This window comes from Streptomyces sp. JLBT605 (genome assembly GCF_058215555.1).
This window is the reverse complement of record NZ_CM177087.1, coordinates 6,683,615-6,698,333: the sequence shown is the minus strand read 5'-3', so window position 1 is coordinate 6,698,333 and position 14,719 is coordinate 6,683,615. Positions and strand designations below refer to the sequence as shown.

15 protein-coding genes and 1 pseudogene are annotated in these 14,719 nt (G+C 71.7%); 6 read left to right on the top strand and 10 right to left on the bottom strand.

Features of this window, described 5'->3' with window-relative positions; translation table 11 throughout:
• Positions 1-30: 30 nt before the first annotated feature.
• The 7 genes from AC4BDD_RS29005 to AC4BDD_RS28975 form a co-directional block, all read right to left on the bottom strand.
• Positions 31-552 (bottom strand): glycine-rich domain-containing protein, encoded by a 522-nt coding sequence (locus AC4BDD_RS29005; RefSeq protein WP_490688432.1) that lies wholly within the window; start codon positions 550-552, stop codon positions 31-33.
• A complete protein-coding gene (locus AC4BDD_RS29000; protein WP_490691972.1) occupies positions 549-1,817 on the bottom strand; it encodes a hypothetical protein in 1,269 nt (422 codons plus the stop codon). Before AC4BDD_RS29000 ends, AC4BDD_RS29005 begins: the two co-directional genes overlap by 4 nt.
• Positions 1,818-1,952: 135 nt before the next feature.
• A complete protein-coding gene (locus AC4BDD_RS28995) occupies positions 1,953-2,105 on the bottom strand; it encodes a hypothetical protein (RefSeq protein ID WP_490688431.1) in 153 nt (50 codons plus the stop codon).
• 242 nt (positions 2,106-2,347) lie between these two features.
• Positions 2,348-3,868 carry a SulP family inorganic anion transporter gene (locus tag AC4BDD_RS28990; protein ID WP_490688430.1) on the bottom strand — a complete coding sequence of 507 codons (1,521 nt, stop codon included), beginning with the start codon at positions 3,866-3,868 and terminating at the stop codon, positions 2,348-2,350.
• Between the two features lie 35 nt (positions 3,869-3,903).
• Entirely contained in the window at positions 3,904-4,524 is a 621-nt protein-coding gene (locus AC4BDD_RS28985) for a carbonic anhydrase (protein ID WP_490688429.1), read from the bottom strand.
• Positions 4,525-4,863: 339 nt separating this feature from the next.
• Positions 4,864-5,121, bottom strand: a complete 258-nt coding sequence (locus AC4BDD_RS28980; protein ID WP_490688428.1) for a hypothetical protein — start codon at positions 5,119-5,121, stop codon at positions 4,864-4,866.
• Positions 5,122-5,125: 4 nt separating this feature from the next.
• The gene (locus AC4BDD_RS28975; protein WP_490688427.1) at positions 5,126-6,409 is read right to left on the bottom strand and encodes an MFS transporter; all 1,284 of its coding nucleotides are present in this window, start codon (positions 6,407-6,409) and stop codon (positions 5,126-5,128) included.
• Positions 6,410-6,488: 79 nt separating this feature from the next.
• Here AC4BDD_RS28975 and AC4BDD_RS28970 point away from each other — a divergent pair, with 79 nt between their 5' ends.
• From AC4BDD_RS28970 to AC4BDD_RS28955, 4 genes are all read left to right on the top strand, one after another.
• The gene (locus AC4BDD_RS28970) at positions 6,489-7,460 is read left to right on the top strand and encodes an ArsR/SmtB family transcription factor (protein ID WP_490688426.1); all 972 of its coding nucleotides are present in this window, start codon (positions 6,489-6,491) and stop codon (positions 7,458-7,460) included.
• 115 nt (positions 7,461-7,575) lie between these two features.
• Positions 7,576-8,268, top strand: coding sequence for an RraA family protein (locus AC4BDD_RS28965; RefSeq protein WP_490688425.1), 693 nt, complete (start codon positions 7,576-7,578; stop codon positions 8,266-8,268).
• Positions 8,269-8,490: 222 nt separating this feature from the next.
• Positions 8,491-9,675, top strand: a complete 1,185-nt coding sequence (locus tag AC4BDD_RS28960; protein WP_490688424.1) for a S1 family peptidase — start codon at positions 8,491-8,493, stop codon at positions 9,673-9,675.
• 9 nt (positions 9,676-9,684) lie between these two features.
• Positions 9,685-10,146: a GNAT family N-acetyltransferase gene (locus tag AC4BDD_RS28955; RefSeq protein ID WP_490688423.1), complete on the top strand. Its 462-nt coding sequence runs from the start codon at positions 9,685-9,687 to the stop codon at positions 10,144-10,146.
• A 109-nt stretch (positions 10,147-10,255) separates the two neighbouring features.
• On the opposite strand, the gene AC4BDD_RS28950 is transcribed toward AC4BDD_RS28955, so the two are convergent.
• The gene (locus AC4BDD_RS28950) at positions 10,256-11,218 is read right to left on the bottom strand and encodes a hypothetical protein (protein WP_490688422.1); all 963 of its coding nucleotides are present in this window, start codon (positions 11,216-11,218) and stop codon (positions 10,256-10,258) included.
• A gap of 366 nt (positions 11,219-11,584) precedes the next feature.
• On the opposite strand from AC4BDD_RS28950, the gene AC4BDD_RS28945 reads away from it, so the two are divergent.
• On the top strand, positions 11,585-12,652 hold the full coding sequence (locus tag AC4BDD_RS28945) for a YihY/virulence factor BrkB family protein (RefSeq protein WP_490688421.1): 1,068 nt from the start codon (positions 11,585-11,587) through the stop codon (positions 12,650-12,652).
• Between the two features lie 72 nt (positions 12,653-12,724).
• Here AC4BDD_RS28945 and AC4BDD_RS28940 read toward each other — a convergent pair whose 3' ends face one another.
• Positions 12,725-12,955, bottom strand: coding sequence for a DUF6480 family protein (locus AC4BDD_RS28940; RefSeq protein WP_490688420.1), 231 nt, complete (start codon positions 12,953-12,955; stop codon positions 12,725-12,727).
• Positions 12,956-13,155: 200 nt separating this feature from the next.
• Here AC4BDD_RS28940 and AC4BDD_RS28935 point away from each other — a divergent pair, with 200 nt between their 5' ends.
• Positions 13,156-14,340, top strand: a complete 1,185-nt coding sequence (locus AC4BDD_RS28935; protein WP_490688419.1) for a zinc-dependent alcohol dehydrogenase — start codon at positions 13,156-13,158, stop codon at positions 14,338-14,340.
• A 76-nt stretch (positions 14,341-14,416) separates the two neighbouring features.
• Here the strand turns inward: AC4BDD_RS28935 and AC4BDD_RS28930 are convergent.
• A pseudogene (locus tag AC4BDD_RS28930) lies at positions 14,417-14,716 on the bottom strand (glycosyltransferase family 2 protein); the annotation flags it as partial.
• Positions 14,717-14,719: the final 3 nt, after the last annotated feature.

Genomic DNA, 14,719 nt, shown 5'->3' with positions numbered 1-14,719 from the left:
TCTGTTCGGTCTCCGGTACTCCGGAGACCCTTATGCGGCCGTGAGCGGTTCGAGCGCGGAGATCTCGGCGAGGGACATGTCCATCCGCTCGTGCAGGAAGCGGACGATGGTCCAGTGCGGCAGCACGCCCTCGTCGAAGGGCCCGAACGCGGCGCGGTACAGGGGTATCCAGCGCAGCGCCTCCTCTATCACCTGCTCGCGGCCCGGCTCTTCCTGGTAGGTCTCGTAGGCGATGCTGCGGTGGTGGATGAAGAATCGCCCCGGCAGGCGCTCCTCGCACAGCTCGCGGTACTCGCGCGTCTGGAGGATGAGGTAGTGCCAGATCTCGTCGATCTCCTGCTCGACGGGGAGGAAGAGGCCGCCGAGCTGTTCGCGGTGGCGGGAGACGAGGTAGAGGTAGCGGAGGCATTCGAGGACCTGGCGCTCGACGTGGTCGCGCTCCGCCCCGGTCCTGCCGGTGGCGTACCGCACCACCTCGTCGTGGAGGCGGTCGCCGAGGAGGTCCTTCAGCTCCTCGGGGGTGAGGCGCGGCTGGGTGGTCTGTGCGGTCATGGGTGGTCCCGTCGTGCGGTGGGGGTCTTCGGGTCGGTGGTGAGCCAGGTGTACTTGCCGGACGGTCCGATGGGGATGTGCGCGCGGTGGTCAAGGCGGCAGCGGCGTCCGGTCAGATCGCCGACGGCCTGCTCCAGGGCGGTGGTCTCCGTGGCGTCCAGCGGTTCACCGTCGAAGGTGGTGTGGCTCAGGCGGCAGTCCTTCGCACCGGTGAGCCGCAGTTGGTGGAGGAAGACCCGGGAGGAGACGGCGCTGATCCTCTCGTCGAGGTCCGCCTGTGCCACGGGACCGCGGTCCGAGCCGAGCAGCTCCTTCTCGCGGCCGCAGAAGGCGGCGATCTTCTCCGGGTCGGGCGTGCCGTCCAGGGTGCGCACGCAGTCGCCCGAGCGGTACCGGACCAGCGGCATGTAGGGGTTGCGGACGCTGGTGACGATGAGGCTGTGGATCTCGCTTCCGGGCTCCACGGGGATCAGCTCGACGCTCATCCGGTCCAGGTAGGGCCGGTACCGGCCGTCGCGGTCGCTGTAGTACAGATAGCCCAGCTCGGTGCTGCCGAAGAGGTCGATGACCGGGCAGTCGAAGTGCTCGCGCAGATACCGCCGTACGCCCCGCGGGGTGTACTCGTAGGCGTGGATGATGCTGGCGGGCCGCGGGAAGGCGTCCCACAGGTCCCACTCGTCCACCTTCCGTACCAGGTGGGCCAGGTGGTAACCGGAGCAGTCCAGGTGGTAGCGGCCCTGCGGATGCTCCTGGCAGACGGCGCGGATCTCGGCCAGCATCCGCTCGACCTCCGCGCGCTCCCACCCCGCCGGGTCGAGCCGCAGATTGAGGTAGAGGGTGCGGTCGTCCAGCCTGCGCTCGTCGAGGGAGGGGACCGCCTCGGGTTCGGACCCGCGCTTGCCGGCGTTGACCCGGGCCACGTGCTCGGTGGCCAGCACCGTGGTCAGTGAGACCCGCCGGCAGCCCTGCCGCCAGGTGTCGGCGATGTCGGGGTGCTCGCTCCAGAGCCGGTAGTAGGAGTGGAGCAGGAAGTACGGGGGCCGGATGAGCCGCATCCGGGCGTGGTTGGTGCCGGTGGAGAGCACGTACTCCGCCTCGCCGGTCTCCAGCGCCCTGGCGAGTCCCGGGGTCATCCAGTTGTCGGGAAAGCCGCGGGCTATCTCGGGTTTCTCGAGTATGGGGAAGTGTCCCCGCTCGACTGAGGTGCGGTAGATCGGAATGTCCCGTACGCGGTCGATGATGTCGGCCGTCGGCTGACCGTGCATTGCCACCCTCGGTTGTCCTGGAAGAAGCTTCACGCCCCGTAGGTGCGGCACGGGGCGGGGCCGGAGTGGGCCGGTCGGCTCGCCGCGGTGCCCGGCCGTGGCCGGCCCACTCCGGTCAGGCGGTGGAGCGTCCGGTCAGGAGATGCAGCCGGTCTTGCCCGCCACGCTTATGCAACCGGCCTTCGGGGACGCGCTGATGCAGCCGTCCTTCGCACCCTGGGCGGAGTTGGCGGCGACCCAGCGCTGCCAGACCTGGTCCTGCGCCATCTTCTTGATCAGCTGTTCCATGGCAAACCTCCGGAATAAGGGAAATGTGACGAAGACTGGCTTTGTCCCGCCACCCAAAACGGTAAAGCGATGGTCAATGAAGTGTCAATGGATCACCAAGTGATGTGGTGTCAATCAAGCCAGTCCGGAAGGGGCGTGGCGGGATGCCCTCGGCGGCTGCCGGTGCGCGCGCACGGGCACGCCGGGGCTGCCCGCGGCCGTTCGCCTACGGGCAGCCCCTTGTGTGGTGCCTGGATCTCCGGTCAGCCGGCCACCGGCACCGGTGAGGCGGTCTCCTCGTCCTCCCCGGCACACTCCCGCATCAACACCGGCTCGATACCGCTGTCGTTGTGCCGGGCGGCCCAGTTCTCCAGGGCGGCGCGACAGGCGTGATCCAGATGCCGGACGGCGGACAGGTCGAGCTCGATGGGCCGGTCCTTCGGCAGGGCTTCCAGCGTCTCCAGGATGCGCGGCAGCCGGAGGAAGGTGGCGTTGCCGGTGAGCGTCACCACCAGCCTGCCGCCGGTGAGTTCACGGGTGCTGAGGTGAATGTGCGAGGTCTCCCAGGCCGACTTCACCACGGCCAGCACCAGGCCCAGCACCACGCCCTCGAACATGCTGGTCGTCACGATGGCGACGGAGGTGACGGCGAGGACGACGGCCTCTCCCCGGTGATCGCGCCACAGCGGGCCGATGTCCTTGACGGGGATCAGCTTGCAGCCCGCGTGCACCAGCACACCGGCCAGGGCCGCGAGCGGGATGATCCCGATCGCCGCCGGCAGCAGCACGGTGAACAGCAGCAGCCACAGTCCGTGCAGGATGCGGGAGACCTCGGTGCGGGCGCCCGCCTGCACGTTGGCGGAGCTGCGGACGATCACCGCGGTCATCGGCAGCGCCCCGAGCACGCCGCAGAGCGTGTTGCCCACGCCCTGGGCGACCAGTTCCTTGTCGTAGTGGGTGCGCGGGCCGTCGTGCATACGGTCCACCGCCGCGGCGCTGAACAGCGATTCGGCCGAGGCGATGAGGGTGAAGGCGAGGACCGTGCCGAGAACGGCGACATCGCCCAGCGAGGTGAGGTCGTTCAGCGCGGGCGGCTGGATGGCGTCGACCAGGCCGCGCACCTCGACGTTGGCGACGTCCAGACCACCGGCCGCCGTGACGGCCGTGGCGAGCGCCACCGCGGCCAGCGGGGCGGGGACCAGCTGCACCTTGGCGGGCAGCTTCTTCCACCCGACGAGCACGACGATGGTGCCGAGGCCCACCGCGAAGGCGGTCAGCGCGGCGCGGCTGGTGGCGATGGACTCGATCAGCCCCGGGATGCCGAAGATCTTGTCCAGGCCCGAGCGTGGCTGTTTCACCCCGGCCATGGTGTAGAGCTGGCCGAAGATGAGCACCAGTCCGATGCCGGCCAGCATGCCCTGGACGACGGAGACGGAGATGGCCCGGAACCAGCGGCCGAACCGCAGGAGGCCGAGGGCGACCTGGAGCGCTCCGGTGACCAGCACGATGGCACCGAGCATGCTCAGGCCGAACTCCCGGACGGCCTCGAAGACGAGCACCGTCAGGCCGGCGGCGGGCCCGCTGACCTGCATGGTGCTGCCGGGCATGCAGCCGACGACCAGACCGCCGACGATGCCGGTGATCAGGCCGAGTTCGGCGGGCACGCCCGACGCCACGGCCACGCCGACGCACAGCGGCAGGGCCACGAGGAAGACGACGATCGAGGCGAGCGCGTCCTGACGCAGGACGGCCGGGCTCTTGAAAGCGGAGAACGCGGAAAACATGGGTGAGGATCTCTCGGTCTTCGTATCAGGCCGGTTCACAGGGCTCCGAACGCCAGGTCGCCCTCTTCGGGTCGGTGGACCGAGACCACTCCGGTGTGCACCTCGTAGTACCAGGCGTGCAGGGCGAGCGTGCCTTGGTCCATCCGCTCCCTGACGCAGGGGTAGCCGCGCAGCGTCTCCAACTGCGCGACGGCGTGGGCCTGTACGGCCTCGGCGACGTCGATGGGGTCCGCGGTGACGGAGCGGACGGAGGCGTGCGGCGGCACGGCGTGTTCCAGCCAGCCGCGGACGGCGGGTACGGCGTCGAGGTCGTCACCGCGGACGACGGCGCCCACCGCGCCGCAGTGGGAGTGTCCGCAGACGACGATGTCGCGGACGCCGAGCACGCGCACCGCGTACTCGATGGTGGCCGCCTCACCGGTGGGGCGGTCGTCACCGGGGTACACAGGGACGATGTTCCCCGCGGTGCGCAGTTCGAAGAGTTCGCCCGGGCGTGCCCCGGTGAACAGAGCGGGGACGACACGCGAGTCCGAGCAGGTGATGAAGAGGACTTCCGGGGACTGCCCGGCCTCCAGGGAACGGAAGCTCTCGGCATGCCGGGGGTCGGCCACATGCGTGGCTGAGAAGGAACGCGCGTTGTCGATCAGGGACTTCATGATGGCCTGCCTCCTGCGCCGCTGCGGCGTGCTGCCGGGGCGCGGTGTGGTCGGGTCGGTCAACAGGTATCGGCGGGCGGCGACATGCCGGGGACCGCGCCCCCGGAGGGCGCCACGCCGCTGCGGCTCATGCTGCAGGACGGCCGCGACTGGCACTTTACCAGCGCATTACCCCTGCGTGACAGATTAAATCGACGCCAAAGACCGTACAAAGGCAGCCACTTGAACAGGTAATGGATCGGTCTTGGGTGGTTGGACTCGGACCGATCCCCTCCGGCGCGCCGGCCCCCCGCCGCAAGATCGGCTCCCGCGGCCGGAGGACCGGCTCTCGCCGCCGGGCTACCGGAAGGGATCTCCCGCCACCCCGCTGAGGCGCACGAGCCCCGGCCCTTCCCCTACGACCTTCGCGTAGAGGGTGTACGCCCACCCCTCTTCCTCGGCCTTGGCGCGCGTCCAGGCGAGCACGTCCTCCACGTCGGCGCCCGACACCTCGTACTCGTGGGAGGTCATGGTGGGCTTGTCCCAGAAGCAGGCCCGGTACTCGGCGTGGTCCTGTTCCCAGGTGGTGTCCCGGGGGTCGACTTCTCGAATGCGCATGGGATCACCGTACGTTCTCGCCGACCGCCGCCGCGGGCTCGGTCTCGGCCGGCACCGGCGCGGGATCGACCTCGGCGGGCGTCGTGGCGGGCTGCTCGGAGGCGGCGGTGCGGCGGGCGAGGGCGGGAGCGAGCGCGCCGATGGCGAGCGCGGCGGCCACTCCGGCTATCGCGCTGAACCACCACAGGACGGCCGGTCCGACGGTGGCGTACACGGTGGTCCCCAGGCCCAGCGCGGTGAACCGGGCGATGCCCCAGGTCCACTGGTAGCTGCCCTGGTAGCGACCCCGGGCGTCCTCCGGCGCGAGGCCGGCGACGATCGAACCGGCGATTCCGCCGACGACCGCCTCGCCCACCGACCACAGCGCCACGCTCGCGGCGTAGCTCCAGGCGTCGTCGGCGATGCCGGTGAGCGCCACACCGATGGCGACCAGGGCGCTGCCGGCCATGTAGACGGGGATCTGGCCGAGTCGGGCCAGCACGGTGGTGGCGACCGGCTGGAGGACCACGACCAGCGCGGCGTTGAGGGTGGCCATCAGACCCAGCGTGGTGGCGGGCAGACCGTCGTCGCGGATGGCCAGCGGGAGTGCGACCTCGGTGAACGTGTAGATCACCAGGGCGATGTAGAACAGCGGCAGCAGCGCTCTCATCAGCGGGTCCCGGAACACCACGCCGTAACCGGCTCCGTTGCCCGGCCGGGTGGCGCCGGTGGTGGCGGGCCGGGTGCCGCGCCCGCCGGGGAGCAGGGTCGCGGCGATCACGGCGTACCCGAGCGAGGTGGCCACGTCCACGGCGAACAGCAGCCAGTAGCCGTGCTCCGCCAGGAAGCCGCCGAGCACTCCGGCCGCCGCGGTGCCGATGTTGACCGCCCAGTGGAACAGCGAGAACGCCGCCCGGCGCCGGTCGGCACCGACGCTGTCGGTGAGCAGCGCGCCCGCCGCCGGGCCGACCATGCTGCCCGCGCCGCTGAGGAGGACGGCCGCGAGCGCGAGGGTGACGACGCCCGGCGCGGCGAAGAGCAGGCCCTGCCCGGCGGCGGTGCCGACGAGCCCGGCCACCATGGTGGGCCGCCGGCCCACCCGGTCGGCGAGCACCCCGCCGAGCACCGGTCCGATCAGGTTTCCCGCGCCCAACGCGCCCAGGATGTAGGGGACCTGCGAGGTGGGAATGGAACGCGAGCCGAGGTAGTAGACGAGGAAGGGAGTGACCAGGTAGCCGAGTCGGTTGACCACGGTCCCGGCGAAGACGATCCAGGCGGTGCGGGGCAGCCCGCTGAAGGTGGAGAGCATGGCTGGAATGCTGCGTCCGGCGCTATGGTGGCCGCCATTGATTAAGGACAGTCTTAATCCACCGCACCCCGGAGGTTTTGTGCCCACCGAACTGGCCTTCTCCGCAGGCGATCTGGCGCTCACCCGCTTCGCGGTCTCCCCGATGTGGGAGGTGGTCACCAGCTTCCGCGTCCTGGCCTCCGGCTCCGCGCACCCGGTGCACCGGAACTGGGTGGACCAGGTCCGGCCGCGGGTGGCCGCCGCCGGACTGGACTCCGGCTGGCTCGCCGAACTGATCCCGCCGCGCGGCTATCTCTGCGACTTCCTCAACCCCCTCCCCGCCGAGCCGGCGCCGACGCTCGACGCGGAGCTGGCCGCCATCCGCGCCACTCCGGACGGCCTGGTGGCGGACGATCTCGACAAGCTGGGCAGCACCACACCCCGCTGCCAGGCGCTGCGCGCCGATCCGCCGTCCCGGCTGGCCCGGGTCGCCGAGGAGATCGAGACGTACTGGGAGCTGGCCCTCGCCCCCTACTGGGCCAGGATCCGGACGGTGCTGGAGGCCGAGGTCTTCCACCGCTCCCGGCAGGCCGCCGAGTACGGCGCGGGGCATCTGCTCAACGATCTGCACGCCACCGTGAGCTGGGACGACAACACCCTCCGGATGGTCCAGGGCCACTGCTGCCTGTCCCGGGAGTCGACCGGGGCGGGGCTGCTGCTGGTCCCCTCGGTCTTCGCCCGGCAGGTGCTCACCTGGTCGCGGGCGCCCGAGCCACCGCAGCTGGCCTACCCCGCCCGGGGCATCGGCACCCTGTGGGAGACCCGCCCGGTGCCCCGGGCCGAGGCCATCGCCGCCGTCCTGGGGCGCTCCCGGACCCGGCTGCTGACCGAGCTGGACGCCCCCGCCTCCACCACCGAACTCGCCGGCCGGACCGGGATCTCGGCGGCCGGCGTGTCGCAGCAGCTGACCGCGCTCCGCGACGCCGGCATGGTCAGCGCGCACCGGGCGGGCCGCTCGGTGCTCTACGCCCGTACGGCCATCGCCGAGTCGCTGCTCACCGCGGCCGGCTGAACCGGATCCGGCCCCGGGCGCCGCGTCCGCGGTTACGATCACAGAGCCGTCCGCCGCGCCGGCCCGGCACCCGGGCCGGCGACGGCGACGGGACTCTTCGAGCCAGGGGGATGCCGTGCTGGAGACCTTCGCCGACCTGTCCACGCCGCTGCTGGCCGATGCCTGCGTCCGGTTGGAGGTGCCACTGCGCGTCGCGCCGCCCGGCATCCGCCCGGTCCTGGCCGGGCAGCGGATCGCCGGACGAGCCCTGCCCGCGCGGCACTACGGCAGCGTGGACGTGTTCCTGGAGGCGTTCGGCAGCGCCGACCCCGGTGACGTACTGGTCATCGACAACGGTGGGCGGCTGGACGAGGCGTGCGTCGGCGATCTGGCCGTACTGGAGGCCCGGGCCTCGGGTCTGACGGGGCTGGTGGTGTGGGGACTGCACCGGGACACGCCGGAGCTGGCCGAGATCGGCCTGCCCGTTTTCAGCTACGGCAGCTGCCCGGCCGGGCCGGTGCGGCTGGACGAGCGGGAGGCCGAGGCGCTGACGGCCGCCCGGTTCGGACCGCACCTGGTGAGCGCGGAGGACCTCGTCTTCGGCGACGCGGACGGCGTGCTGTTCGTCGCGGCCGGACGCGCCGAGGAAGTGCTGGCCACGGCGGAGCGGATCCGGCGGACCGAGCGCGAACAGGCGCGCGGGATCGAGAAAGGGCGGACGCTGCGCCAGCAGACCGCCTTCGACGACTTCCTGGCGCGTCGCGCCGCCGATCCGTCCTACACCTTCCGGCAGCACCTGCGGCGCGTCGGCGGGGCCATCGAGGAGTAGCGGACACCCCCTAAGGGGGTCCGATGGGCTGCCGTCGGGGGCCGGGCGACCCTACCCCCCGGGAAGCCCCGGGTGGCGGAATTCATCACACCTTGAGTGGTCCCGAGCCAGGGGTGCGCGCAGCTCGTACCAATGGGTGGCCAGCGCGCAGCGGAACGCCGAAGGGGCCGAGCCCGGCTCCGGTCGGCTTCGCTGCGCTCCCCCGACCGGAGGTTGTGTGAGTTGAGCCACCGACGAGTGAACAAGCGGACGACTGTGATGGCGGCGGCCGCCGGAACCGCCCTCCTGGCGGCGGCGATCCTGCTCCCGGACGCCAACGCGAGCCCGGACGAGAAGTCCGCCGTGCGGGCCTTCACCGCCCGGTCCGCGACGCGGCTCGGCACCACCCTCGCGTCCGATCTGGGCGCGGACGCCGCGGGCTGGTACTACGACGGCCGCAGCCGGCGGCTGGTGGTGAACGTGACGGAGGAGAGCGCCGCCCGGCGGGTCCGGGAGACCGGGGCCGTGGCCAGGACCGTGCGGCACAGCATGGCCGAACTGCGCTCCACCACCCGCGCGTTGCGCGCCTCGGCGGCGCCGCCCGGCACCGCCTGGTCCATCGACCCGCGGACCAACAAGGTGCGGGTGCTCGCCGACAGGACGGTGACGGGTCAGCGGCTGCGCGCCTGGACCCGCGACCTGGAGCGGATGGGCGGCCTGGTGTCCGTGCGGCGGTCCGGTGGCGAGTTCCGGGCCTTCGACACGGACGGCGGCGTCAACGGCGGCGACGCGATATTCGGCGGCGGGTCCCGCTGCTCGCTCGGCTTCAACGTCACCGTCGACGGAGCTCCGGCGTTCCTGACCGCCGGGCACTGCGGCAATATCGCCCGGAGCTGGACCAGCGACCAGCAGGGGTTGCGGCCGCTGGGCACCACGCGCGAATCCCGCTTCCCGGGCAGTGACTTCGCGCTGGTGACGTATGACGACCCCGCCGCCGGGGCCTCCGGCAGCGTCGACCTCCAGGACGGCGGCACCCAGGAGATCACCCGGGTCGCCGAGGCCGCGGTGGGCATGGAGGTGCAGCGCAGCGGCAGCACCACCGGCCGGAGCCAGGGGACGGTCACCGGGCTCGACGCCACGGTCAACTACGGCAACGGCGACATCGTGAACGGCCTCATCCAGACGGACGTGTGCGCGGAGCCGGGCGACAGCGGCGGCGCGATGTTCTCCGGCGACGCGGCCGTCGGTCTCACCTCCGGCGGCAGCGGCGACTGCACGCGGGGCGGCGAGACCTTCTTCCAGCCGGTCTCCGACGCGCTGGAGGCCACCGGCGCCGTCCTCGCTGCCCCGGACGGTGCCTCCCAGGACGGTGGCTCCCAGACCAGCGGCCCTCAGGCCGGCGCCCCTCCGACCGGCGGGCTCCCGTAGCCTCGGTCCATGTCGAACGCGCCATTGGTCCCTGCCGACTTCGCCGTGCCCGAGGAGCTGGTCACCCCCGGGTTCCGGCTGGAGCCGCTGGGCCCGCAGCACAACACCGCCGATCTCGCCGCCTGGACCGCGGGGATCGAGCACATCCGGTCCACGCCCGGTTTCGAGGGCCGGGACTGGCCGCCGCCCGGCGGTATGTCCGCGGCTGACAACCTCCGCGACCTGGAGCGCCACGCGGCCGACTTCCGGGAGCGCACCGGCTTCACCTACACCGTGCTCGACCCGGTGGCCGAAGGCGAGGTGCTGGGCTGTCTGTACATCTACCCCTCCCGTACCGAAGCGGGTGTCACCGATGTCCGCTCCTGGGTGCGGGCCGACCGCGCCGAGCTCGACAAGGTGCTGTACGACGCGGTGTCCGAGTGGCTCGCCACCAGCTGGCCCTTCGGCACCGTGCGCTACGCGCCGCGCTGAGCGCCCCGCCGGGCGCTGAGCGGCGGCCGGGGCGTCCACTTCCGGTGGACGCCCCGGCCGTCCGGCGATCAGCCGTGCGGTGGCGGTGTGCCGAGCCGCGGCCGCCGGGTCACACGATGCGGATGCCGAGGGCCCAGGCGGTGATCGTGGCCGGGTCCGATATGTGGTGGTCCTTGGAGGCCGCACTGAAGCTGGGGGTCTGGGTGGTGGCCGGTTCCAGGCACCACAGCAGGTTGCCCGCGCCGCGCCAGTGCACCTCGGCGCCGCCGCCCGTGAGCGCGTATCCCTGCTGCACCGACGCCACCGCGGCGGGGTGCGGGGACTGCCCGGAGTCGGCCCGGGAGAAGCTGTTCAGGACGGTGCCGACCGGCAGGTACCGGCGCAGCGCGATGGCGTACGCGCGGATGTTGGCCGGGTCGGAGACGATGTGGTCCTTCGACCGCACCTTCCAGGAGGTCTCGGTGGCGGGGAAGGAGGCCGTGCCGAGGTTGCCCGAACCGTGCCAGTCCACCCGGAAGCCGCCGCCGACGAGCACGTAGTCGTTGGACGAGGGGATGCCGGCCTCGGCCTCCGGATGCGGGGCCGTGCCGCTGTCCGCGCGGGAGACGTACACCGAGCGCAGCAGCTGGTCGCGGCTCATCCCGGCGATCTTCATGCCGATGACGTAGGTCTCCAGCTCATGCGCCTGGGGGTCGATGTGGTCCTTGGAGCTGACGGTCCAGCCCGAGAGGTCGTCGGTGGGGTGGGAGGCGGTCAGCAGCGCGCCGTTGCCGGTGTCCGTCGCCCGGGCGCCGCCGCCGATGGCGATCATGTCGCCGTCGCCGACGAGCACGGTCTCGTTGATCCAGTGCTGCTGGGCGGGGTTTCCGTGGTGGGAGAAGACCGAAACGGTCACCTTGCCCGACGCGTCGCGGAAGGTGTTGAGCCGTGTCCCCACCGAGCTGAGCACCCGTCTGGGCTGTCTCACCGCGGATCTGGGTGCGGCGGTCGCCGCCCCGCTGCCCACGGCCGTGACGGCGGCGGCTCCGGCGATGGCGCCTGCCGCCCTCAGCACTTCTCTTCTGTTCTTCATCGACCAGCCTCTCTCGCGAAGTTTTCTCGTTTTCCCTGACCAGGCGTCGGGGCGAGGAGAAAGCTAGCCGTGTCACCAAGATGCGCATATGCCGCGACATGCGGTGTTGACACCGCCTCCGCGGGTGCGTCGAGACGTGGCCCGTCCTGGTGATCGGCCGCCCACCTGGGTGAAGCCCGGGGGGTGCGGGCGCCGCACGGCTGCCCCGGCGTCCGCTCGGGGCGGCGCCGAGGAGCGGGCGCACCGGCAAATCGGCCTGTTCCCATGCGTGGATGAGGCATACACCGGCCAATGTCGAGCGGTATGCGCACAAGTGGTCCGCCTCGCCCGTCAGGCAGATGCTGGAAGGACGAGGAGGTGCCGACCATGCCACGCGAAGCGGACGAGCCCGAGGGTGACGAGGTGGAGAGCGATTCGCAGGGCGATTCGCAGAACGGGGCGCAGGGCGATTCGCAGAACGGGGCGCAGGGCGATTCGCAGAACGGGGCGCAGGACGGGTCACAGGCCGATGCACGGCCACCGGCCGAGAAGCCGACGGATCTGCTCAAGCGCTCCTGGTGGGCGGTGCTCAAACGGACCGTCAAGGAGTTCAAGGACGATGGCCTGACCGACTGGGCCGCCGCCCTGACCTACTACGGTGTGCTGTCGCTCTTCCCGGCCCTGCTGGTGCTGATGTCGATCCTGGGCCTGCTGGGCAGCTCCAGCATCAGGCCGCTGATCGACAACCTCGGCGACCTGGCTCCCGGGGCGGCCCGCTCCACGCTCACCAGCATGCTGGAGCAGTTGGAGCGCAACCAGGGCCGGGCAGGGTTCGCGCTGGTCGTCGGCATCGTGGTCGCCCTGTGGTCCGCCTCGGCCTACATCGCGGCCTTCATGCGCGCCTCGAACGCCGTCTACGACATCGGCGAGGGCCGGCCGGTGTGGAAGACGCTGCCCATCCGGCTCGCCATCACCCTCGTCGTCGTGGTGCTGCTGGCCCTCATCGCGGTGGGCGTGGTCTTCACCGGCAACCTGGCCCGCAAGACCGGGGAGGTCCTGGGCGTGGGCGACGCGGGGATCACGGCGTGGAACTTCGCCAAGTGGCCGGTGCTGGTCTTCCTGTTCAGCCTGGTCATCGCCGTGCTGCACTGGGCCAGTCCGAACGTCAGACACGGCTTCCGCTGGGTCACCCCCGGCAGTGTGCTCGCCGTGCTCATCTGGATGGTGGCCTCCACCGTCTTCGCGCTGTACGTGGCGAGCTTCGCCGGCTACGACAGGACGTACGGCAGCATGGCCGCGGTCATCGTCTTCCTGGTCTGGCTGTGGATCTCCAATCTCGCGATCCTGCTCGGCCTGGAGTTCAACGCCGAGATCGAGCGTGGCCGCGCCATCGAGACCGGCCACCCACCGGGCGAGGAGCCGTACGTCGAGCCCCGCGACACCCGCAAACTCTGACGCGGCGGCTCACTGCGACCGCGGTTCACTGCGGCAGCGTTCACTGCGACGGCGGCTCACCACGACAGCGGCTCACCACAGCGCCACGGCGAAGGCCACGAAGAAGACCACGAAGAGCAGCGAGAGGACGACGATGAGGAGCGTGGGCCCGGCGGCCCAGCCCTTGGCGGGGTTGTGCGGGATCTCCTCGGGCCCCGCCCCGGACATGCTCGACTCGCCCGGCGGGGTCTCGCCGGGCGGCACACCGCCGCCGGGCTCCAGTCCGGGGGTGTCCCAGGGGTCGGGATCGGGGTTGTGAGCCATGACCGCTCTCCTTCCGGCGGGCCCCCGTCCCGCCTGCCGCCGGCACATGCGTCCGATGCCTGTGTGCCCAGCCGGGTTCCCGGGTGCGGCCGGGGGAAACCGGCACACCGTCGCGATCGGCCGGGTTTCCCCGGCGCGCTCGGGGTTACCCGCCAAGCCGAACGCCCGCGGCGCCGGGCAGGAGGCGACAGGAGGAGTCCATGCGGGCACTGACATGGCACGGCAAGCGGGACGTGCGCGTCGAGACCGTCCCCGATCCGCAGATCACCGAGCCGACCGACGTCATCGTGAAGGTCACGTCCACCGGTATCTGCGGTTCCGACCTGCATCTCTACGAGGTCCTGGGGCCCTTCCTGGAGCCGGGCGACATCCTGGGACATGAGCCGATGGGGATCGTCGAGGAGGTGGGCTCGCAGGTCGCCACGGTGTCCGCGGGCGACCGGGTGGTGGTGCCGTTCAACGTCTCGTGCGGCACCTGCTGGATGTGCGAGCAGGGGCTGCACTCTCAGTGCGAGACCACGCAGGTGCGCCACCGCGGAATGGGCGCGGCCCTCTTCGGCTACACCAAGCTCTACGGAGAGGTGCCGGGAGGTCAGGCGGAGTACCTGCGGGTGCCGTTCGGTGACACCCTGCCGATCAAGGTGCCGCACGGCCCGCCGGACGAGCGGTTCGTCTACCTCTCCGACGTCCTGCCCACGGCCTGGCAGGCCGTCGTCTACGCGGACATTCCCCCCGGTGGAAGCGTCACCGTGCTGGGTCTTGGCCCGATCGGCGAGATGGCGGCCCGGATCGCCCTGCACCGGGGCGCCGGGCAGGTCATCGGCGTGGACCTGGTGCCCGAGCGGCTGATCCGGGCGGCGGCCCACGGTGTGCACACCCTGGATCTGAACGAGTTCGGCAAGGACGTCGGGGAAGAGGTCCGCCGGCTCACCGAGGGCCGGGGCACGGACGCGGTCATCGAAGCCGTGGGGATGGAAGCCCACGGCGCCCCGGGGACCAAGGCGGCGCAGCAGTTCGTCGGGCTGCTGCCGGACGCCCTGGCCGAGCGGCTGATGGAGCATGTGGGCATGGACCGGATGGCGGCGTTCACCACGGCGGTCGACGCCGTGCGCCGCGGCGGTACGGTCTCCGTGGTCGGCGTCTACGGCGGCATGACGGACCCGGTGCCGATGCTGACGATGTTCGACAAGCAGATCCAGCTGAGGATGGGCCAGGCGAACGTCCGGCGGTGGGTGGACGACCTGATGCCGATGCTCGACGACGGCGACCCGCTGGGGGTGGAGGGCTTCGCGACGCACCAACTCCCGCTGGAGGAGGCGCCGCAGGCGTACCGGACCTTCCAGACCAAGCAGGACGGGATGATCAAGACCCTGCTGATTCCTTGAGTCCGACCCGGTGAGTCCTGCTGATCACCTGCGCCCTGCCGGTCGCGTGCGAGGTGCGTCCTGTGCCCCGGGTGGTTCAGCCGCGGTAGCGGCGGGCGGTCGAGGTGCGCTGGGGGCCGTCGAGCGGTTTCAGCCGCCTCTCGACCTCCCGGGGCAGCGGGCGCCGCTCCCGCAGCACCCACGGCAGCCCGCCGGCGGCTTCGGCGAAGGCGCGCGCCGAGGCGGCGGCCCGGGGCACGGTGGCGGCCAGCCGCACGGTCCGGCGCAGCGCGGTGGGCCAGGGCCGCCGGAGCCAGGTGAACCACAGGGTGTTGCGGATGCCCTGGCGGCGCCTGAGGGTGGGGTCCCGGTGCGGGGAGGCGCGGTGGTGGACGGTCCC

Bases quoted from the DNA above. Each gene is read 5' to 3' on its own strand.
- AC4BDD_RS28985 (WP_490688429.1), bottom strand. From the start codon at position 4,524: ATGAAGTCCCTGATCGACAACGCGCGTTCCTTCTCAGCCACGCATGTG.
- AC4BDD_RS28980 (WP_490688428.1), bottom strand. From the start codon at position 5,121: ATGCGCATTCGAGAAGTCGACCCCCGGGACACCACCTGGGAACAGGAC.
- AC4BDD_RS28935 (WP_490688419.1), top strand. From the start codon at position 13,156: ATGCGGGCACTGACATGGCACGGCAAGCGGGACGTGCGCGTCGAGACC.
- AC4BDD_RS28950 (WP_490688422.1), bottom strand. From the start codon at position 11,218: ATGAAGAACAGAAGAGAAGTGCTGAGGGCGGCAGGCGCCATCGCCGGA.
- AC4BDD_RS28940 (WP_490688420.1), bottom strand. From the start codon at position 12,955: ATGGCTCACAACCCCGATCCCGACCCCTGGGACACCCCCGGACTGGAG.
- AC4BDD_RS28975 (WP_490688427.1), bottom strand. From the start codon at position 6,409: ATGCTCTCCACCTTCAGCGGGCTGCCCCGCACCGCCTGGATCGTCTTC.
- AC4BDD_RS29000 (WP_490691972.1), bottom strand. From the start codon at position 1,817: ATGCACGGTCAGCCGACGGCCGACATCATCGACCGCGTACGGGACATT.
- AC4BDD_RS28955 (WP_490688423.1), top strand. From the start codon at position 9,685: ATGTCGAACGCGCCATTGGTCCCTGCCGACTTCGCCGTGCCCGAGGAG.
- AC4BDD_RS28945 (WP_490688421.1), top strand. From the start codon at position 11,585: ATGCCACGCGAAGCGGACGAGCCCGAGGGTGACGAGGTGGAGAGCGAT.
- AC4BDD_RS29005 (WP_490688432.1), bottom strand. From the start codon at position 552: ATGACCGCACAGACCACCCAGCCGCGCCTCACCCCCGAGGAGCTGAAG.
- AC4BDD_RS28995 (WP_490688431.1), bottom strand. From the start codon at position 2,105: ATGGAACAGCTGATCAAGAAGATGGCGCAGGACCAGGTCTGGCAGCGC.
- AC4BDD_RS28990 (WP_490688430.1), bottom strand. From the start codon at position 3,868: ATGTTTTCCGCGTTCTCCGCTTTCAAGAGCCCGGCCGTCCTGCGTCAG.